Origin of the sequence: Sorangium sp. So ce321 (genome assembly GCF_051530195.1) — a bacterium.
Taxonomy (GTDB): Bacteria; Myxococcota_A; Polyangia; order Polyangiales; family Polyangiaceae; genus Sorangium.
The window spans coordinates 13,113,603-13,132,928 of record NZ_CP150329.1; the positions used below are offsets into that span (position 1 = coordinate 13,113,603).

13 protein-coding genes are annotated in these 19,326 nt (G+C 72.1%); 3 read left to right on the forward strand and 10 right to left on the reverse strand.

Annotated elements, in window-relative coordinates; translation table 11 throughout:
* Position 1: 1 nt before the first annotated feature.
* Entirely contained in the window at positions 2 to 1,624 is a 1,623-nt protein-coding gene (locus WME89_RS48775; RefSeq protein WP_438006349.1) for a thiamine pyrophosphate-binding protein, read from the reverse strand.
* A gap of 1,785 nt (positions 1,625 to 3,409) precedes the next feature.
* Between WME89_RS48775 and WME89_RS48780 the strand changes: the two genes are divergently transcribed.
* Positions 3,410 to 3,607, forward strand: coding sequence for a hypothetical protein (locus WME89_RS48780; protein WP_436623316.1), 198 nt, complete (start codon positions 3,410 to 3,412; stop codon positions 3,605 to 3,607).
* A gap of 152 nt (positions 3,608 to 3,759) precedes the next feature.
* Here WME89_RS48780 and WME89_RS48785 read toward each other — a convergent pair whose 3' ends face one another.
* The 3 genes from WME89_RS48785 to WME89_RS48795 form a co-directional block, all read right to left on the reverse strand.
* Complete coding sequence (locus WME89_RS48785; protein WP_438006350.1) at positions 3,760 to 5,061, reverse strand: hypothetical protein; 1,302 nt, start codon at positions 5,059 to 5,061, stop codon at positions 3,760 to 3,762.
* A gap of 126 nt (positions 5,062 to 5,187) precedes the next feature.
* Positions 5,188 to 6,408, reverse strand: a complete 1,221-nt coding sequence (locus tag WME89_RS48790) for an aminotransferase class V-fold PLP-dependent enzyme (RefSeq protein WP_438006351.1) — start codon at positions 6,406 to 6,408, stop codon at positions 5,188 to 5,190.
* A gap of 493 nt (positions 6,409 to 6,901) precedes the next feature.
* Positions 6,902 to 8,413 carry a vWA domain-containing protein gene (locus WME89_RS48795; protein WP_438006352.1) on the reverse strand — a complete coding sequence of 504 codons (1,512 nt, stop codon included), beginning with the start codon at positions 8,411 to 8,413 and terminating at the stop codon, positions 6,902 to 6,904.
* A 385-nt stretch (positions 8,414 to 8,798) separates the two neighbouring features.
* Between WME89_RS48795 and WME89_RS48800 the strand changes: the two genes are divergently transcribed.
* A complete protein-coding gene (locus WME89_RS48800; protein WP_438006353.1) occupies positions 8,799 to 9,344 on the forward strand; it encodes a chalcone isomerase family protein in 546 nt (181 codons plus the stop codon).
* A gap of 16 nt (positions 9,345 to 9,360) precedes the next feature.
* On the opposite strand, the gene WME89_RS48805 is transcribed toward WME89_RS48800, so the two are convergent.
* The 5 genes from WME89_RS48805 to acnA all read right to left on the reverse strand — a co-directional run bounded on the left by WME89_RS48805 (position 9,361) and on the right by acnA (position 17,540).
* On the reverse strand, positions 9,361 to 9,810 hold the full coding sequence (locus WME89_RS48805; RefSeq protein ID WP_438006354.1) for a universal stress protein: 450 nt from the start codon (positions 9,808 to 9,810) through the stop codon (positions 9,361 to 9,363).
* Between the two features lie 224 nt (positions 9,811 to 10,034).
* Positions 10,035 to 11,054 (reverse strand): hypothetical protein, encoded by a 1,020-nt coding sequence (locus WME89_RS48810; protein WP_438006355.1) that lies wholly within the window; start codon positions 11,052 to 11,054, stop codon positions 10,035 to 10,037.
* A gap of 10 nt (positions 11,055 to 11,064) precedes the next feature.
* The gene (locus tag WME89_RS48815) at positions 11,065 to 13,362 is read right to left on the reverse strand and encodes a hybrid sensor histidine kinase/response regulator (protein WP_438006356.1); all 2,298 of its coding nucleotides are present in this window, start codon (positions 13,360 to 13,362) and stop codon (positions 11,065 to 11,067) included.
* A 4-nt stretch (positions 13,363 to 13,366) separates the two neighbouring features.
* Positions 13,367 to 14,668 (reverse strand): serine--tRNA ligase, encoded by a 1,302-nt coding sequence (gene serS / locus WME89_RS48820; RefSeq protein ID WP_438006357.1) that lies wholly within the window; start codon positions 14,666 to 14,668, stop codon positions 13,367 to 13,369.
* Between the two features lie 118 nt (positions 14,669 to 14,786).
* Positions 14,787 to 17,540 (reverse strand): aconitate hydratase AcnA, encoded by a 2,754-nt coding sequence (acnA, locus tag WME89_RS48825; protein ID WP_438006358.1) that lies wholly within the window; start codon positions 17,538 to 17,540, stop codon positions 14,787 to 14,789.
* A 106-nt stretch (positions 17,541 to 17,646) separates the two neighbouring features.
* On the opposite strand from acnA, the gene WME89_RS48830 reads away from it, so the two are divergent.
* Positions 17,647 to 18,474 carry an SOS response-associated peptidase gene (locus WME89_RS48830; RefSeq protein WP_438006359.1) on the forward strand — a complete coding sequence of 276 codons (828 nt, stop codon included), beginning with the start codon at positions 17,647 to 17,649 and terminating at the stop codon, positions 18,472 to 18,474.
* Positions 18,475 to 18,517: 43 nt separating this feature from the next.
* On the opposite strand, the gene WME89_RS48835 is transcribed toward WME89_RS48830, so the two are convergent.
* Entirely contained in the window at positions 18,518 to 19,282 is a 765-nt protein-coding gene (locus tag WME89_RS48835) for a hemerythrin domain-containing protein (RefSeq protein WP_438006360.1), read from the reverse strand.
* Between the last annotated feature and the right edge of the window lie 44 nt (positions 19,283 to 19,326).

Genomic DNA, 19,326 nt, shown 5'->3' on the forward strand with positions numbered 1-19,326 from the left:
ATCAGACGCTGATCGCGCCCTTGCGGAAGTCGCTCTTCGCGATCTTCACGTTGACGCACGCCGGCCTCCCGCACCGGAACGCCTCGTCCAGCGCGGGCCCGAGCTCCTCCAGCCGCTCCACGCAGGCCCCGAAGCCGCCGAGCGCCTCCACCACGCGGTCGTACCGGGTGAAGTCGAGCGCCGTCGCGGGCGCGCGGCCCTCGCCGTAGAGCTCCACCTGCCCCCGCCGGATCTGCGTCCACGCCGCGTCGTTGCCGATCACGCTCACGACGGGGATGCCCTGGCGCGCCATCGCCTCGAACTCGAGCGCGTGGAAGCCGAACGAGCCGTCGCCGTACACGAGGACCACGTTCGCCTCGGGCCGCGCGAGCTTCGCCGCCATCGCGTAGCCCGGCCCGACCCCGAGGGTCCCGAGCGGCCCTGGGTCCATCCAGAGCTGCGGCCACTCGAGCTTCAGCACGTTCGCGGCCGTGGCCACGAAGTCCCCTCCGTCGCCGATCACGATGTCGTCCTTGCCGAGCCGCTTGCCGATCTCCGCGCAGACGCGCAGCGGGTTCGGCGGGTCGCTGTCGCCCTCGATCTCCGCCAGCATCTTCGCGCGCGACCGCTCCTCGGCCTGGCGCACGGCCGAGAGCCACGCCGCGACGGCCTTGCCGGGCACCTCCGCGAGCAGCTGCTCCAGCGCGACCCCGCTGTCCGCGTGGATCCCGAGGTCGACGCGGCGGTTCCTGCCGAGCGCGGCGCCGTCGAGGTCGATCTGCACGACCTTCGCGGCCGGGTTGATGGCGCGGCCGTACTCGAGTCGGAAGTCGAACGGCGTCCCGAGCACCACGCAGAGGTCGGTCTGCGACAGCGCGAAGCGGCGCGAGCGGCTCATCAGCCCGGGGTGCGCGTGGGGCAGGGCGCCGCGGGCCATGCCGTTCAGGTAGAAGGGCGCCTGCACCGCGTCGGCGAAGCGGCGCAGCGCGTCCCGCCGCGGCGACCAGCGGAGCTGGCTGCCGACGATGAACATCGGCCGCTCGGCCTCGCCGAGCAGCGCCGCGGCGCGCGCGACGGCGGCCGGGTCGCCCCCGGGCCGGGGCGGGGCCATGGGCGCGGTGGCGGGCGCGTCGTCGCCCGCGAAGCCCATCAGGAGGTCGAGCGGCATCTCGAGGAAGACCGGGCCCGGCACGTCCGCCTGGGCGACGCGGAACGCCGAGTCCACGTACTCCTGGATGCGGTCGGTCGAGGGGACGGAGGCGCTCCACTTCGAGATGGGGCGCATCAGCTCGACGTGGTTCATGTCCTGGAGCGAGCCCATGTCGGCGAGGGCCCGCGGGCCGGCGCCGCCGATCACCACCATCGGGACGCCGGCGCGCTGCGCGTTGGCGACGGCGGTCACCACGTCGGTGACGCCCGGCCCAGCGGTGACGGCGCACACCCCTGGCCTTCCGGTCACCCGCGCGTACCCGTCGGCCGCGTGGCCGGCTGTCTGCTCGTGTCGCACGTCGACGACCCGGATCCCTTCATCGAGGCACCCGTCGTAGATCGCCTGGATGTGCCCGCCGCAGAGGGTGAAGAGGTGCGTCACCCCGTGCCTCGCGAGGGCCTTCGAGACGAGCCTGCCGCCGTGGACCTGCGCCATGGCGCCGGCATATACCACGACCGCCCCAGCGTCCTGCCGGTGAGCGGGCCGCTCGCGAGCCGCCTCCGGAGCCGCCGCGCGGCGCGCTCGCCTCCGGGCGAGCCGCCTCCGGAGCCGCCGCGCGGCGCGGTCGCTTCCGGGCGAGCCGCCTCCGGAGCCGCCGCGCGGCGCGGTCGCTTCCGGGCGAGCCGCCTCACCCGCCCGGCGCGCTCGTCCCCCTCGCCATCGAGGAAGGTGACCCGGCCAACCGCGCTCGCAACGCCGCCTGAGGGCGAGGGCCCCACCGTCTCAGCGACATCGGCGCCGGTGCGTGGTGTCACCGACGAGCAGACATACGGTGCGCCGGAGACAAAGTTTAGTGTACTTCCTAACCAAGCCATCTCCCCTGAGCACTTTTTATCTGGGTGAGGGCATCACCGGGCGGCGCGCGTGCCGCCTGCCCGGGCTTGAACCACGATATCGCAGGATCAGCTCATCTCTGCCGCACCCACGGAGGCTCAGCCCACCGTCGGCCGCGCGTCGCTGTAAAAATCCAGCACCACCGCAGGATCGGCGACGCGGCCGTCGGCGGGACGTCTTCACGTCGGCGTGTCGGGCGCCATGGCCCCCGCCTGCCTCGCCCTGTTCTATCCGGGCGAACACATGATAGAGTGGGTTCCTTATTGCGGCTGCCAGCTCGACACCGCCCTCTCTCTCTGCCTCTCCCGGTGCCCCTGCCCTGCAGCCGCCGGCCCGGGAGACGGCTTCGCTCCCTCCGCGAAGGGGCGGTCCCGCCGGGGGCCGGCGGCTCGGCCAGCGCGCCTCGCAACCTGGTCGAAACATTTCTCCTTGGACCGGGGTGGTCGCGCTCGCGAGCAACTGTGAGGAACATGACCTGCGCGCCACCAGCGCTGAAATCCACAAGCCGAGGGTGGTTGGCGAGAGAGCGCATGTCGCACGCGCGCTCCGGGGCGCTGCCTGGGCGAGCGTGCTCCGGGCGCTCGACGCGGGAGGGTCGGTGTGACCGGAGGTCGGCTCCGGCTCGCGGCGGCGCTGGCGCGGCGCCCCGGCGCGTCGCGATGACACAGGATCTCCTTTACGTGTGCGCGCCAACTCCCTTGCGGTACGCCAGCCTCGACGCGCTGGAGACGGCACCGCGCCGCTGCGCCGAGCCCGCCAGGCCTATGCGCGAAATCGAGGCTTCTCGTGCGACGCGTCCCGTGGCCGCCGGCCGCACACCCTACGTCCCGACCGTCCACCCCCTGCGCGCCGACTTCATCCCTGCGTCCGCGCCGGGGCCTCGATCGCCGCGGTGCGCTCGCTCGAGCCGTCAGGATCGCATCCGTCCATGGTACATCATTTCATCCAGGCGCGAATGGTCAGGGCCTCATGCGCTGCTGGTGCGCCGAGGATGCCCGTGTTTCCCGGAGAATTTGCGCGCCGCCGTCGTGGGCTGTAGTGCGCTGCCAGCTCCCGTTCTCGCAGCGTTCATTTCAAACATCCTGTGTTCACAGAACGTTACCCAATACACCAAAATAACGCGTGACTGCTTACATGAGCTGGCGAGCTTGTTGTTTTCTATTTCGGGAAAGCTCTGTATCGGTTATGCGGAATAAGAGGACGCGCAATCGCGCTTCGCTGGAGTAGCATCTTCCTATGTCGGAGCCGCCTAGTAGCAGTCAGCTGATCACGATTCCCATGGTGCTGGCGCTCGACTGCAGCCCCCATTTTCTGGCTCGTTGCCGCAGGGTTGCAGCGCGGGCACGTTTCCTTGTCCGCTCGTGCGAGGCGGCGTCGGCGTGGTCGGTGGCCGTTCGCCTCCGCCCGCTGGCGATCATCTTGCCGAGCCACCTGCACGATCGCGCGCCGCGGACGTTCGAGTTGCTCGCGGAGGACGCGGGAGCACGCCTTGTCGTCGTGGAGTCCGAGCAGCTGCCCGCGGGCGAGCTGGAGGGGCACATCACCCACGCGATCGGCGAGGCGACCCGCGCCCGGGGCGCCTAGTTCCGCCCGCCAGAAGTCCGGCCATGGATGGCCGGACTTCTGCGCCGCTTCGCTGCGGCTTCGCGCGGGCGGCCCTAGCTTTGTTTCCTCGGGGCTTCGCCCCGAACCCCGGCGCGCGCGCCCGCCGCCGCGGCCCCTCACCGCCGCGGGCTTCAGTCGACGCGGACGCCCGCGCTGAACCGGAAGCCCCAGGTGTGGTCGAGCGGCGGGCCGAGCTCCTCATCGAGGGGCAGCAGCAGCCCCGCGCGGAGGAACGTGAGCTTGCGCTCGATCGTGAGGAACGGCTCGAGGGCGAGGACGTAGAGGTTGCGCGTGACGGCGTGGCGGACGCTCACGTTGTCGAACGTGGGCAGCGCCATGCCCTGCACGCGCAGGCCGCCGCCGATGCCGTGGCCGATCTGGAGCTCGGCGGCGTGCTGGATCGCGAGCTCGTACTCCTCGTTGCGGCCGAGCGGGATATAGAGCACGGGCTCGAGCTGGGCGCGCGCGATCAGCGGGCCGAAGTGCGCCTCGGCGCCGAGGCGCGCGTGGATCGGGAGGATGCTCGGGAAGTACTCGTGCAGATCCCAGTACGCCCGGCTCGCGCCGACCGGCTCGTAGCTGCTGTGGTGGTGGGTCTGGCTGGAGAGCGTCGCCAGCCCGACGGCGCCGCCCACCGTGAGCCAGAGCCTCCGGCCGGCGCGAGCGATGTGATGCGCGCCGAGCGTCACGTTGCCGAGCACGGCGTCGGTGCGCTCGTCGATCGCGAGGCCGAAGGGGACCCGGATATCGAGGAAGGTATGCCCGGCGAACGGCATGCGGGCGAAGAGGGCGATGGCGAGCCCGGAGACGTCGCTGTCGCCTCCCGTGAATGACGAAGTCTCCACACCGATTGCGCCGCGCCGGCCGAGCGGGATGCTGGACCGGTTAAGCGTCTGGTCACCTGACTCGGGCGCAGGCGCGGGCGGCGGCCCCAGCTCGTCGTCCGAGAGGGACACGGTCCAGTCCACAGGTGCGGGCACGCTGCGCGCCCGGCTCGCGTCGGGATCGCCCGTCGCCCCCGCAGGCGGCGCGGCGGTGCCTGGCGGCGAGGCGGTGCCTGGCGGCGGCGGCGCCGCGCCTGCCGGCGCGGTGGGTTGTGCCCCGGGCGCGAGCGCGCCGGACGCAGCGGCACCTGCCCCGGGCGCGGCTGCTCCTGGTGCGGGCGCACCTGCCCCGGGCGCAGGCACCACGCCGCCTGGCGCGGGCGCGCCGGCCGCCGGCGGGGCGGGAGCCGCGGGCGGCGGCGGCGCGCCGGGCGCCGAGGGCGTCGGCGCCGAGGGGGCGGTGGGCGTCCCTGCCGGCGAGGAGGAAGCGGCCGGAGCGGGGGCCGTCGCCGGGGGAGGCGTCACGGGCTGCGCGACGGACGGAGCGACCGCGAGGGTCGCCACGGTCAGGCAGCAAAGCGAGGACAAGACCAGGACTCGGCGGGGCATCGTGTCTCCTTGGGGCGCGCATCCTATCCGCTCACGAGGCGCGCGCGCTCTGCTCGCGCGAGCGATGGCGCAAGAAGCACGGCGCGGATCCGGGGCGGAGCTCCGGCGCTGCGGGCGAGCGCCGCGCTACAGCAGCGACGAGAGCGCCGCCGCGAGCCGCTCGTAGTCGGGCCTGCCGTTGTAGATCTGCGCCGAGATGCGGAGCCACCGGCGGGGCGACGCAGGCCAGGCGAACACCGGCACCTCGATCCCCCAGCGCTCCAGGAGCGCGTCCTGGAGCGGATCGAGGCGCAGCGGCGAGGAAGGCGCGTCGGGGAGCGGCACCGTCGCGAGCGCGCCGATCATCGCGTCGGGGCTCGGGGGCGGGCAGCCGAGCGCCTCGCACAGGAGGTCGCGGGCGGCGAGCGCGGTCGTCCGGTTGTGCGCCCGGAGCGCGGGCCAGCCGCCGGGCAGGAGCGCGCCCATGAAGCGGATCGCGTCCGCGACGCAGAGGGCGGCGCTGGGATCGGCGGTGCCCGTCCAGTCGAACTCGAGCAGGAACCGCGACCTGTCGGTGCGCGGCGAGTTGGCGCCGTGGCTGATCGTGAGCGGGCGGATCGCGCCCTGCCTGTCGCGCCTCACGTGGAGGAACGCCGCGCCCTTCGGCCCGCACAGCCACTTGTGGCAGTTGCCGGTGTAATAGGCCGCCCCGAGGGCGCGGAGGTCGAGCGGCACCATGCCGGGCGCGTGCGCTCCATCGACGAGCAGGTCCACGCCGCGCCCCGCGAGCTCGGAGGCGAGCGAGGCGACCGGGAACACGAGCCCCGTCGGGCTGGTCACGTGGTCGACGAGGACGAGCCGCGTCCGGGGCCCGACGCGCGCGAGCACCGCCTCGACGACCTGCTCGGGCGCCTGGAGAGGGAACGGCACCGGCGCGACCACGACGCGCGCCCCGGCGCGGGCCGCGGCGGCCTCGACCGCGTTGCGGCAGGCGTTGTATCCGTGGTCGGTGACGCAGAGCTCGTCGCCGGGCCCGAGCGACAGCGATCGCAGCACGGTGTTGACCCCGGCGGTCGCGTTGGGCACGAACGCGACGTCCTCGGGGTCGGCGCCGACGAACGCGGCGAGCTCCCCGCGCGCGGCGTCGAGCAGCGGCTCGAGCTCGCGGATGAAGAAGCGGACGGGCTCGCGCTCCATCTGGTCCCTGTAGCGCTGCTGCGCCTCGAGCACCGCGCGGGGGCAGGCGCCGAACGAGCCGTGGTTCAGGAAGGTGACGGCCGGGTCGAGCGGCCAGAGCGCGCGCGCAGCGCCGGCGTCCAGGTCCGGAGCGGGGGCGGCGGCGGGGGCGGGGAAAGCGTTCGGGCTCATGGTGAGAGGCGGGGCGCTCGCGTGGCGAGGTGTCGGGAGGACCGGAGCAATGTCGCGCACGGCCCGCCCCTCTGTCGAGGGCCGCGGCCGCGCGAGGAGATCCATGAGGGCCGCGCGAGGTGGGTCCATCGCGATACATCATGGATCATGTTGTCAATGTGGATACGTTGATCAACCATGACCGGTCAGGCTTCATTCGGAAGAGCTCGGTCAACCCATCCATGATGGACGCCCCTCACGTCCATCATGGATGATCGAGGCGCGGGTGGCGCCATCGGTGATGGATATGAAGACGCGCAGCGGGAACCGCAGCGCGGGATATGGGATATGAAGCCGCGCAGCAGGAACCGCAGCGCCGGATATGAAGACGCGCAGCAGGAACTTCAGCGCCGGATATGAAGACGCAAATGGCGCTTCAGCGCTGAGGACGGAGTCGCAGTCGGAGATTCAGCGACGGACTCGAAGACGCAACTGGGCGCCTGGACGGCGCGGCTCAGCGGTCGGCCCAGAGCCGGGAGCCGCTGTTCATCTCGAGCGCATCCATGCGCCGCGCCGACGGCGGGGCCGCCGCGGCCGCGCGCGCGGTCTTGCGCGCGCTCGCCACCGCCGCGGCCGCATCGGCGGCGCGCCCCTTCTCCTTCGCCGACTGGGCGCGCGCCGCCTGCTGCCGGAGCCGCTCCTCCGCCACGGCGAGCTTCGCCTCGGCCGCGCCGAAATTGCCCGAGTTCACGTCCTGGGCGGCTTCGAGCTGCGCCATGCCCGTCTCGATCACCGCCGCGATGGTCTGGGTCTTCTCGTTCTGGCGCGCGGCGACGAGGGCGGCGTCGCTCGTCACGTCGTAACGGGCCACCACCTCCTGCACGCGCGGGACGTTGCCGTTCTCGGGGTCGCGGAAGTGGAGCCGCACGCTCGCCAGCGGGTGCGATCCGGCGGCCGGCGCGGCGACCCGCACCCGCACGAGCATCTCGCGGTGCTGCCCGCCGAACATCGTGCCGAGGAGCACCCGGATCGTGTCGCCGGACCGGTCGGTGCGCTCGTTGGGGACGCCCATGATCTCCACGCCGGGCGCCGGGACGATCTCGACGAACGCCCCTGTCGCCGCCGTCGTCTGGAGCAGCGCCAGCTCGCGCTCGAGGACGGAGGACATCTGGTGCGCCTCGGTGAGGTGGTACAGCCTGCCGCTGGAGCCGACGGCGAGCGCGTTCAGCGTGCGCTCGTCGTAGTCGGCCCCCACCCCGAGCGACGTGATCTGCACCCCGCGGTCGGCGCCGCGCTGCGCGAGCGCGCCGAGCAGGTCGGGGGAGGACGGCCCGATGTTCGCCTGGCCGTCCGAGATGAGCACCACCCGCCGGACGGCGTGCGTCGATGGCGCCATGACCGCGTGCTTCTCCGCGAGCCGGAGGCCATCGAAGAGGTTGGTGCTGCCCTCCGGGCCGAGCGCGGCGATGGCGCGCGCCACCGTGGTCCGCGTGGCGGGGCCGAGCACGGTGGGCGCCACGCGCTCCTCCGCGGTGTCGGCGAACGACGCGAGCGACACGACGTCGCCGTCGGGTAGCCGGTCGACGAACGCCTGCGCCGCCGCGCGGGCGTGCTCCATCTTCGCTCCTTGCATCGAGCCGGAGGCGTCCACGAGCAGCGCGACGGCGGCCGGCGCGCGCGCCCCGCGCCGGGCCGCCGGGACATCGACCCACACGCCGAGCTGCGTCTCGCGCGTCCCCGGCAGCATGAAATCGCTCGCGCCAGCGGCGCCGATCCAGACGCCCCGGCTCGGCTCGGGACCCGGCTCCGGCGCGGGCGCCTTGGCAAGCGCGCCCCCGCGCGGCTCGGCCACCAGCGCCGCCCGCGGCTCGACCACCAGCGCCGCCGGCGCCGCGCCCTCGTCCCGCGCTCCTGCGCCCGGCGCGCCGCCCGCGGCCGCGGCGCTCGTCCCCGGAGCCGTCGCCGCGCCGGCCGCGCAGCCCAGAGCCGCCCATCCCATCAGCAATCCCGCGAGCATCGTCCGCATAGAGAAGCTCCTTCCGCCGCAAAGCCATGGCGCGGCCACCGGGGGACCTCGCGTCCTCCGCCGCGCTCTCCTCGACCCCCAGCGCGCGGCTTCTACGGGCCGGGCTGGAAAAAGATCTCCGGGAGAGCTCGCCCCGGCGCCGCCGCGGCCAGGTCGCCCCGGCGGCGCGCCGCTGCCCGCCAGAGCCCCCTTCGAGCACACGTCCATGGGTCGTCTCTGCCTGTCGCCAGGGCGCGACTCGCGATCTCCCGCGAGCGGCGACTCCCGACATCCCTGCGGCTGCGGTCCGGGTCTTGCTCGGCCGCTGCCGTGGACTGGTGATCCCCGAGCGCTGCGCCTGGACAGCGCCGCACGAAGCCGGCGATGCCGGAGGAGGTCGATTACGATGAAACTCGCACGAAGCAAATCTCCAGCTTTTCTCGCCGCATTTGCGGCGATCTTCCTGGCTGTCGCGAGCCTCTTCGCTTTACCGGACTACACGCTCACGGGCGATGGAGTCCGCGTGAGGACGGTGGGTGTGGCGAAGATCGAGGTTTACCGGATCAGCCATTACATGGACCAGCTCCCTCCCACCCGATCCAGGCAGGCTGTCATCGACATGGACACGGGGAAGAAGTTCGTCTGGACGATGCTGCGCGACGTCGATCGCGACTCCATCATCAAGGCGCTGAGGGACGCCTACGCGATGAACGACTACACCGACGCGACGAAGATCGGGCGCTTCGTGGCGGCGTTCGAGAGAGACCTCAAGGCAGGGAGCGAGGTCACCATCGAGTACGACGCGCGCGCGAAGGCGACCACCGTCACGGTCGCGGGCGGCGGGACCGCGACGGTCGGCGGCCTCGATTTCATGAAGGCCACCTGGCGGATCTGGTTCGGCAAGATCGATCAGCCGCAGCTGGGCGACCAGCTCATCGCCAGGCTGCCCTGAGGCCGGGCTTTCCGCGTCAGTCCGACGGCTTCTCGCGCACCACGAGCACCGACCGGCTCGTGTGGTTCACGACCTTCGCCGCGGTCGTCCCGAGCACCTTGTCGATGCCCGAGTACCCGTGCGACCCGATCACGATGAGGTCGGCGTTCTCCTCATCGGCCGTCCGGCAGATGACCTCCCAGGCGACGCCGACGTGGACCACGATCTTCGCGAGGAGCTCGGGCGGCACGTCGCGGGCGAGCTGCTCCAGCTCCCCCCTGTCGCTCCGCTCCAGGATCTCGGGGACGCGGGTCGGCGACTCGTTCAGCGCCTCGGCCGGCAGGCTGTGGTGCAGCCCGATGCCGCGCACGAGCACCAGCCTGCCACCGAGCTTCTGCGCGAGGTCGACGCCCTCCGCGAGGATGAGAGACGACCTGGGCGAGCTGTCCAGGGCAACGAGGATGGTCCGGGGTTGCTTGAGGCTCATGGCGTCCGCCTTTCTCGAGCGGCGGTCCACCCGCACAGGAGACGGGCCCAGATCGGCGTTTTCGGCGCGCAAGCGCACTCCTGTGCGCTGAGCACCGAAAACGTCGAGATGGGCTCGTATCCGAAGCGGGTGACCGCCGCTCTGTGACGCATGTACCAGAGACAGAGGAAGACCGCTCTAGCGCTCGTTTCAGGCGGGTCCGGCCGCTGGGCGTCCGGCGCGGATCAGGCGCGGATCGTCACGCCATGGCCGCGGTCGTCCGTGAGGATCTCGAACGCCGCGCGCCGCGCCGTCGTCAGGGTCTCGACCTCTACCTCGCGGCCCAGGCTCTTTCGCCGCAGCCTGAGGGTGCAGGCGCCGATCTTCGTGTTCAGGCAGTGCTTCACGCCGCCCGGAGGGTTCCTGTAGGCGAGGCCCACGAAGTCGCCCGCGCGCGCGGAGATCTCCCCCTCGACGCGCAGCCGGGCGGTCTCGGTCCGGAAGCGCCAGGTGAAGTAGTCGAACGAGGCCTCGGCGCGGACCGCCTGGACCAGCGAGCTCAGCGCGATCTCCTCGCCCCGGTGCCGCAGGACCAGCGGCGTCATGCTCGGCGTCCAGAGCGGCCCGATCTTCAGGCGGGCCGTGGCGACCTCCAGGAAGCTGTCCGGATGGCTGTCGAAGCCGGCGACCTGCCCCCAGGCGTACAGGTCCGTGTGCTTCGTCCCCCAGTTGTGGTTCTGGCTGCCGACCCACCCCGACACGTCCACGTCGCGCCCGAAGGCCCGGACGACGCCGCTGTAGACGGCCATCGGCGCGGCGACGAGCGCCTTCGCCTTCGGCAGCGGCGCGTCGTAGAGCGCCCCCGGGAGCAGCAGGAGCGGCTCCCCGCCGCCCTCGTAGGCGAGGTCCCAGGCGATGGCGTCCTCCCCCTCGCCGGCCGCGCCAGCGAGCCTCCCGGGGCTCAGGCGGGCGTCGTCGACGGCGACCGAGAAGGCGTCGCGGGCGAAGGCGCACCGCCCGGCGAACGGGACCTCGCGCTTGGCGACCGCGTGGCGGCCCGACTCGCCGTCGAAGTAGACGGCCCAGAGCTCGCCCTCCGCAGCCTCGGGCCGCCCGGCCGGGCTGAAGAGCGTGTACCGGATCCAGAAGGCGAGCGGGCGCGTCGGGTGGTTCGCGCGCTGGAAGAAGCTCTCGTAGAAGCCCTCCCGCTGCCCCGGCCGGTACCGCGCGCAGTTCGCCCGCTCCCGGACCGCCCTCGCCGCCACGTCGGCCACCCTAGTGCCCCCTCTTCCGCCCGCCGCTCAGGAGATCAGCGATGACCCGCTCCAGGTCGTCGAGCGAGATCGGCTTCGCGATCTTCGCGTTGTCCACCCGCTCCACGAACTCGCGCGCGCTCGCCGTGAAGGCGCCGCCCGACATGAAGGCCATCTTCGGCTGGAGCTGCGGGAAGCGCTCGCCGATCTCGTCGTACAGGGCCATCCCGCTCATCTGCGGCATCAGGAGATCGCACACGATCGCGTCGATCTGGCCGCCGCGGTCCCGCAGGAGGTCGAGCGCCTCGTGGCCGCTCTTCGCCACGAGCACCTCGTGGCGCTCCTCGAACGCGCGCGCGAACGCGTTGAGGAGCATCGGCTCGTCGTCGACGAAGAGGATCGTCCCGCGCGACGAGGAGCGCGGCGGCTCGGGCGGCGGCCGGAGCGCGGGCAGATCTGCGGGGTTGAGGCCGGTCAGGCGGATCGTGAAGACCGTGCCGATGCCGGGCTGGCTCGACACGGTCATCGTGCCGTGCTGCTCCTCGACGATGTTGCGCGACACCCAGAGCCCGATCCCCGGGCGCGCGCTCTCCTCCTTCGTCGTGAAGAACGGGTCGAAGATCCGCTCGACGACCTCGGGGGTCATGCCGCGCGCGTTGTCCTCCACCTCGACGTGGTGGACCCCGGCGTCGAAGCGCGTCGTCACGCGCACCATGTTCTCGTCGCGCGGGCGGTTCGGCATCGCCTGCGCCGCGTTGATGAACAGGTTCACGAACACCTGCGAGAGCTTGCCCGGGTAGCCGACGAGCGGGGGCATCTCGCCGTACCGGCGCTCGATGCGGCAGAGCTGGCTCAGCTGCGGCCCCGTCATGCGCAGCGCCAGCTCGATCACGTCCACGAGGTCGACCCGCTCGGGCTTGCGCTCGCTGCTGCTCGAGAAGAGGTTGAGGTCGGTCACGATGTCCCGCATCCGCTCGACGCCGGCGAGCGCCTCGTGGCAGGACCGATCGATGAGGTCGATGGCGCGGAGCAGGTCCTCGTAGGAGCCCGCGGCGACCGGGCGCGCCGCCGACACGAGCTTGTGCGCCCCGCTCCGGATCTGCTCGAGGTTCGCCATCACCCACGCCATGGGGTTGTTCAGCTCGTGCGCGACGCTCGCCGCGACCTGGCCGATCGAGGCGAGCTTCTCGCTGTGGAGGATCTGGGCGCGGCGCGCGACCTCCTCGGTGACGTCGCGCATGAGCGCGAGCGAGGCGTCCTCGCCGTAGAGCCGCGTGATCCGGACCGTCATCACCTTGGTCAGGCCGGCGCGCGTCCCGCAGCGGATGGTCGCCTCCCGCGGCTCGTCGGCCCGGGACGCGGACATGACGAGCGCGCGCAGGGCCGGCACGTCCGCCGCGACCGCGAGCGCGGTGATCGGCCGGCCGATCCACGCCTGCCGCGAGTGGCCGAAGAGCACCTCGAAGCGCACGTTCAGCCGCGTCAGCATGCCCTCCTGGTCGATCGTCGCGAGGACGTCGGACGAGAGCTCGACGATCTCGCGGTAGCGCTCCTCGGAGGCGAACAGCGAGCGCTGGGCGTACGCCTCGGCGAAGCGGTGCTCGAACTGGAGCAGCAGCGCGTCGACGGCGCGGAGCACGTCGATCGAGGACGTGCCGTCCGCGTCGCCGTCGTCGTGCGTCGTGTCGAGCACGCCCGCGACCGCGGTGCGGAACTCGGAGGCGGCGATCAGGGGCCCGCTGATCGAGTAGCCGGTCGCGTAGCGCTGCTCGACGAGGTGCGTGATGAACTGGTCGAGCAGCTCCGCGCTGCCGTCCTCGAGGATCCGGGTGAACGCGGCGAGCCAGGAGCGGACGTTCTCGGTCACCTCGCCCACGGGCCGATCGGTGTACCGGCCCCGCTCCGGAGGCAGCGCCAGCACGTTCTCGATCCAGTCGTCGATCAGCTCGTCCTTGTGGCGCTTGCAGAGCTCGAGGAGCCGCCGGCGCGCGAGCGCCATGGACGTCTCCGCGTGGGTCGGCGGCGCGTGGACCTGCGAGCGGCGCTCGCCGTCGATCTCGCGAGAGCCCCTCGACTCCGGCAGCTGCGAGCGGCGCTCGCCGTCGATCTCGCGAGAGCCCCTCGACTCCGGCAGCTGCGAGCGGCGCTCGCCGTCGATCTCGCGAGAGCCCCTCGACTCCGGAAACTGGGAGCGGCGCTCGCCCTCCCCCTCGCGCGCGCTCCTCGCCTCCGGGAGCTGCGAGCGGCGCTCGCCCTCCCCTCCTTCGCGCGCGCTCCTCGCATCTGGAAGCTCACGCTTGGCTTCCTCGTCGGCTGCCATGGTGTTACCTGCCGCGGAGGACCTCGCAGCCCATGAACGCTCGGAGCGGCTCGGGGACGACCACCGTCCCGTCCGCCTGCTGGTACTGCTCGAGGATCGCGATGACCGTCCGCCCCACCGCGAGCGCCGACCCGTTCATCGTGTGGACCAGCCGCGGCTTCGCCTTCGGCTCCGGCCGGTAGCGGATCTGGGCGCGGCGCGCCTGGAAGTCGCCGAAGTTCGAGCAGCTCGAGATCTCGCGGTAGACCCCCTGGCCGGGCAGCCACACCTCGAGGTCGTACGTCTTCTGCGCGCCGAAGCCGAGGTCGCCGGCGCACAGCGCGGAGACGCGGTAGTGCAGCCCGAGGCGCTTCAGGACCTCCTCCGCGTGCGCGGTGAGGAGCTCGTGCTGGCGGGGCGAGTCCTCCGGCGTCGAGAACCGCACGAGCTCGACCTTGTCGAACTGGTGCTGCCGGATGAGCCCCCGCACGTCGCGCCCGTGGCTGCCCGCCTCGCTGCGGAAGCACGGCGTGTACGCCGTGTAGGCGATCGGCAGCGACGCGCCGTCGAGGATCTCGTCGGCGTGGAGGTTCGTCACCGGGACCTCCGCCGTCGGGATGAGGTACAGGTCGTACGCCCGGTCCGGGTCGCTCTTCTGCGTCTTGAACAGGTCGTCGGCGAACTTGGGCAGCTGCCCCGTGCCGAACAGGGCCGAGTCCTTCACGAGGAAGGGCGGCAGCACCTCGAGGTAGCCCTGCTCGCGCGTGTGCAGGTCGAGCATGAACGAGATGAGCGCGCGCTCGAGGCGAGCGGCGGCGCCCATCAGGACCGTGAAGCGCGCGCCCGAGAGCTTCGCCGCGCGCTCGAAGTCGAGCAGCCCCAGCGCCGTGCCGATGTCCCAGTGGTTCTTCGGCGTGAACGAGAAGCTCGGCTTCTCGCCCCACGTCCTGACCACCACGTTGCCCTCCTCGCCCGCGCCGTCGGGCACCGAGGGGTCCGGCACGTTGGGGACGCCGGAGAGCACCTCGGTCATCCGCTTCTCGAGCTCGGAGACCACCTGCTCGGCCTCCTTGATCCTGGCGGAGAGGGCCTTCAGCTCGTCGCGCTTCTGCGCGAACTCGGGCGACTTCTTGTCGAGGCGCGCCATCGCGTCGTTCGCCGCGTTGCGCTCCGCCTGCCACCGCTCGAGCTCCTGGATCCTCGACCGGCGCGTGCTCACCGTGGAGGCGAAGTCGTCTCCCAAGGTGGCGGCGGCGGCGGGCGAGCGACGAGCAAGCGCCGCGCGCACCTCATCGAGGTGATCTGCGACGTGGCGAGGATCGAGCATGCGCCAGGGTTTAGCCGAAGCTTGTACGCGCGTCAGCAGCCGCGACGCGCGGCTCGGCTTTACGGCGGGGTCCGCTCCCCGACGCGAAGCCGGACGGCGGGGAGCGGCGCGGAGGCCCCTAGGCGGTCGTGCCCAGGCTGCGCAGCACGAACTGGAGGATGCCGCCGTGCTGGTAGTAGTCGACCTCGTTCGGCGTGTCGATGCGCGCGGTGACGGTGAACGTCGTCGTCTTGCCGCCCTCCCCGGTCGCGACGACGCTCAGCTTCTTGCCCGGCGTGAGGTTGTCCGAGATGCCGCCGATCTCGAACACCTCGCGCCCGGTGAGCCCGAGCGTCGACGCGTCCTCGCCCGCCGCGAACTCGAGCGGGAGCACGCCCATGCCGACCAGGTTCGACCGGTGGATGCGCTCGAAGCTCTTCGCGATGACCGCGCGCACGCCGAGCAGCTTCGTCCCCTTGGCCGCCCAGTCACGCGACGACCCGGTGCCGTACTCGGCGCCGGCGATGACGACCAGCGGCACGCCCTCGTCCTTGTACCGCATGGCCGCGTCGTAGATCGTCGTCTTCTCGCCGTCGGGCAGGTGCACCGTGATGCCGCCCTCCTCGCCCGGGCGCAGGAGGTTCTTGAGGCGGATGTTCGCGAACGTGCCGCGCATCATCACCTCGTGGTTGCCGCGGCGGGCGCCGTACGAGTTGAAGTCGGCGGGCGCGACGCCGTGCTCGACCAGGTACTTCGCGGCGGGGCTGTTCTTGGCGATGTTGCCGGCCGGGGAGATGTGGTCGGTCGTCACCGAGTCCCCGAGCAGCGCGAGCACGCGCGCGCCCCGGATGTCGGTGAGCGGCGCCGGGTCCTTCGACAGCCCCTCGAAGAACGGGGGCCTGCGCACGTACGTCGAGGCGTCGTCCCACACGAACGTCTGGCCGCTCGGGATCGAGAGCTTCTGCCACTCCTCGTCGCCGGCGAACACGTTCTCGTACTGCACCTGGAACTGCTCGGGCCGCACCGCCGTCCGGATGGCCTCGTTGACCTCGGACGAGTGGGGCCAGATGTCCTTGAGGTACACCGGCTCGCCGTTGCGGTCGGTGCCGACCGGCTCCTTGAAGAGGTCGGCGTCGACGTCGCCGCGCAGGGCGTAGGCGACGACGAGCGGCGGGGAGGCGAGGAAGTTCATCCGCACGTGCTGGTTGATGCGGCCCTCGAAGTTGCGGTTGCCGGAGAGGACGCTCGCCACGACGAGGTCGTTGTGGCGGATGGTGTCGCCGATCACGTCCGGCAGCGGCCCGGAGTTGCCGATGCAGGTCGTGCAGCCGTAGCCGACCAGGTGGAAGCCGAGCGCCTCGAGGTACGGCAGGAGCCCCGCCTGGCGCAGGTAGTCGCTGACGACCTTGGACCCGGGGGCGAGCGAGGTCTTCACCCACGGCTTCACCGTGAGCCCACGCTCGACGGCCTTCTTGGCGAGGAGGCCCGCGCCGAGCATGACCGCCGGGTTCGACGTGTTGGTGCAGGACGTGATCGCGGCGATCACGACCGAGCCGTGGCGCAGGGTGTAGCGCGTGTCGCCCTCGGTGATCTCGGCCGGGCGCATGACCTTCTCGAGCGCGGGCGCGCGCGCGGCGGCCTGGCCGGTCTCCTCCTCGAGGAACGCCTTCACCGCGGCCGGCTCGGCGGCGGTGAACTCCTTCTCGAGCATGCCCTGCAGCGACGCGCGGAAGGTGCGCTTCGCGTCGCGCAGCCGGACGCGGTCCTGCGGCCGCTTCGGGCCGGCGATCGACGGCTCGACCTCGCCGAGGTCGAGCGAGAGCGTGTCGCTGAAGACGGGGTCCGGGGTGCTGTCCGTGCGGAACAGCCCCTGCTCCTTGTAGTAGGCCTCGACGAGCGCGACGAGCGGCGCCGGCCGGCCGCTGAAGCGGAGGTAGGCGATCGTCTCGTCGTCGATCGGGAAGAAGCCGATCGTGGCGCCGTACTCGGGCGCCATGTTGGCGATCGTGGCGCGGTCCGGGAGCGAGAGCGCGCTCAGGCCCGGGCCGTAGAACTCCACGAACTTCCCGACCACCTTCTTCTGCCGCAGCATCTGGGTGACCGTGAGGACGAGATCGGTCGCGGTGGCGCCCTCGGGCAGGCTGCCGTGGAGCTTGAAGCCCACGACCTCGGGGATGAGCATCGAGAGCGGCTGGCCGAGCATCGCCGCCTCGGCCTCGATGCCGCCGACGCCCCAGCCGACGACCCCGAGCCCGTTGATCATCGTCGTGTGCGAGTCGGTGCCGACGAGCGTATCCGGGTAGACCAGCGTGCCCTGCCGCATGACGGCGCCCGCGAGGTACTCCAGGTTGATCTGGTGGCAGATGCCCTGGTCGGGCGGCACCACGCGGAAGTTCGTGAAGGCCTGCGCTCCCCAGCGGAGGAAGGCGTAGCGCTCCTCATTGCGCTCGAACTCGAGCGCCGCGTTCACCTTCAGGGCCGTCGAGGACGCGAACCGGTCGACCTGGACCGAGTGGTCGATCACGAGGTCGACGGGCTGGAGCGGGTTGATCTTGAGCGAGTCGCCGCCGAGCTTCGCGAGCGCCTCGCGCATGGCGGCGAGGTCGACCACGGCCGGGACGCCCGTGAAGTCCTGGAGCAGCACGCGCGCGGGGTGGAAGGCGATCTCCTGCGAGGGGCGGGCCTTCGGGTCCCAGTTGAGGACGGCCTCCACGTGGTCCTTGCGCACGACGCGCCCGTCCTCGTGGCGGAGGAGGTTCTCCAGCAGGACGCGGAGCGAGAAGGGGAGCTTGTCGAGCGAAGCGCCGCCTTGCGCCAGCGATGGGAGCTTGTAGTAGGTGTACGTATCGGCTTGAACCGTCAGCGTGCTCTTCGTGCCAAAGCTGTCGACCATGCGGCCTCCTCCAACGTCCGGAGCGCCCTTGTAGGCGCGCCGATGGCGCTAATCTAGTGTTATGTGCGCGCGCTTCACCCTCGCCCTTCCTGACTTTGCGGCCCTCGTGGCGTTGCTGGAGGCGTCCTTCCGCGCGGCCGGGGGGCCAGCCCGCGCGATAGCCGCCGACCCGAAGGCGGCCGCTCGCTACCGGCCCCGCTACAACATCGCTCCTTCCACGGTCCACCCCGTGCTGCGCGCGCAGGACGGCCAGCGCGCGCTCGTGCCTGCGACCTGGGGCTTCCTGGGGCGCTTCGCCAGGGGCGGAGGGGCGCCGTCGCTGCTCGCCAACGCGCGCGCCGACGGCGCGCGGACGAAGCCGACGTTCCGCGAGGCGTTCGCGGCGCGCCGCTGCGTGGTGCCGGCGGACGGCTTCTACGAGTGGACCGGGCCGAAGGGCGCGCGGCGACCGACGTGGTTCCACCCCCCGGACGGCGGTCTGCTCCGCCTGGCCGGGCTGTACCAGCCGGCGAAGGACCCCGACACGGGGGAGGTCGACATCCGTTTCACGATCCTGACCACCGAGGCCAGCGCCGATGTAACGCCGGTCCACGACCGCATGCCGGTGCTGCTGGCCCCCGGGGACGTGGATCTCTGGCTCGGCGTCGGCGACGGCGCGGACGTCGACCGGGCGGAGGCGCTGCTCCGGCCCGCGCCTCGCGGCACCCTCGCGGCGCGCCCCGTCTCCCCGCGGGTCAACTCGGTCGGCCACGACGACCCTGCCCTGCTGCAGGAGGTCGCGGCGGAGGCCGCCGCCCCGGAGGCCGCTGCCTCCGCCCCGAAGGCCGCTGCCCCGAAGGCCGGCGCTCCGAAGGCCGGCGGCACGCTTCCGCTGTTCGATCTGGACAGCGGCGCGGGTCCCGCCGTCCCCTCCGGGCGGACCTCGCGCCGCTGAGCTGTCGTGACGTGCGCTGACGTGAGCGGACGTACCGCGGACGTCACCGCGCGGAGGCGCTGCTCGAGCGACCGCCCTTGCGGCCCGTGCGGCTCGTCTTTGCCGGCCGGCTCGGCTTCCGTGCGGGCGCGGCCCGTCCGGTCTTCGCCGGCGCGGTCTCCGCTGCCTTCTTCCGCCCGGTCGCGGCCGGGGTGCTGCGACGGCCCTTCTGCGCGCCCCGGGCCGGCTCGGCGCGCTGCGTCGACGCGCGCTTCGCGGGCGGACGCTTGGCCGCCGCGGACTTGCGCGCCGCCGGCTTCGCCGCCCGCGTACGGCGGCCGCTGGCGGCGGCGGGCATGCTCTTCGCGACGTTCTGCGCCAGGAGCGCCTCGACGTTGCTCTCGCGCACCTGGTCGAAGCGTGACTCCAGGCGGTTGCCGAGCTCCGCGAGGCGCTCGGCGCCCATGGCGCTCTCGACCTGGGGGAAGAGCTCCTGCTCCTCCTCCTGGACGTGGTGCTGCACGAGCTCCTTGAGCACGCTCAGCCTGGCGTGAAAGCTTTCGTCACCCGGCTCGGTGCTGAGCAATTTCTGCAACATGATGTGAACGAGGGAGTGCTCCTCGTACGAGGTCGGGATCAGGGGGGAGGCGCCGAGCGCCTCCCGGGTCTCGGGGTAGAAGATCTCCTCCTCGATGGCCGCGTGGCCCACGAGGTTCGCCACCAGCTCGTCGCGCAGCGCGCTGATCTCGTTGTCGCCGGCCTGCGAGATGCGCTCGAAGAGCTCGTCGACTTCCTGGTGCTGCTCCTTCAATAGGTCGGTCGCCTTCATGCGGGGACTCCTCTCACGGAAAGATGAAGCGCCGTCGAGGCGCT

Coding starts and splice junctions, on each gene's coding strand:
- WME89_RS48790 (WP_438006351.1), bottom strand. CDS start 6,408: ATGAGCCCGAACGCTTTCCCCGCCCCCGCCGCCGCCCCCGCTCCGGAC.
- WME89_RS48775 (WP_438006349.1), bottom strand. CDS start 1,624: ATGGCGCAGGTCCACGGCGGCAGGCTCGTCTCGAAGGCCCTCGCGAGG.
- acnA (WP_438006358.1), bottom strand. CDS start 17,540: ATGGTCGACAGCTTTGGCACGAAGAGCACGCTGACGGTTCAAGCCGAT.
- serS (WP_438006357.1), bottom strand. CDS start 14,668: ATGCTCGATCCTCGCCACGTCGCAGATCACCTCGATGAGGTGCGCGCG.
- WME89_RS48835 (WP_438006360.1), bottom strand. CDS start 19,282: ATGAAGGCGACCGACCTATTGAAGGAGCAGCACCAGGAAGTCGACGAG.
- WME89_RS48815 (WP_438006356.1), bottom strand. CDS start 13,362: ATGGCAGCCGACGAGGAAGCCAAGCGTGAGCTTCCAGATGCGAGGAGC.
- WME89_RS48805 (WP_438006354.1), bottom strand. CDS start 9,810: ATGAGCCTCAAGCAACCCCGGACCATCCTCGTTGCCCTGGACAGCTCG.
- WME89_RS48795 (WP_438006352.1), bottom strand. CDS start 8,413: ATGCGGACGATGCTCGCGGGATTGCTGATGGGATGGGCGGCTCTGGGC.
- WME89_RS48800 (WP_438006353.1), top strand. CDS start 8,799: ATGAAACTCGCACGAAGCAAATCTCCAGCTTTTCTCGCCGCATTTGCG.
- WME89_RS48785 (WP_438006350.1), bottom strand. CDS start 5,061: ATGCCCCGCCGAGTCCTGGTCTTGTCCTCGCTTTGCTGCCTGACCGTG.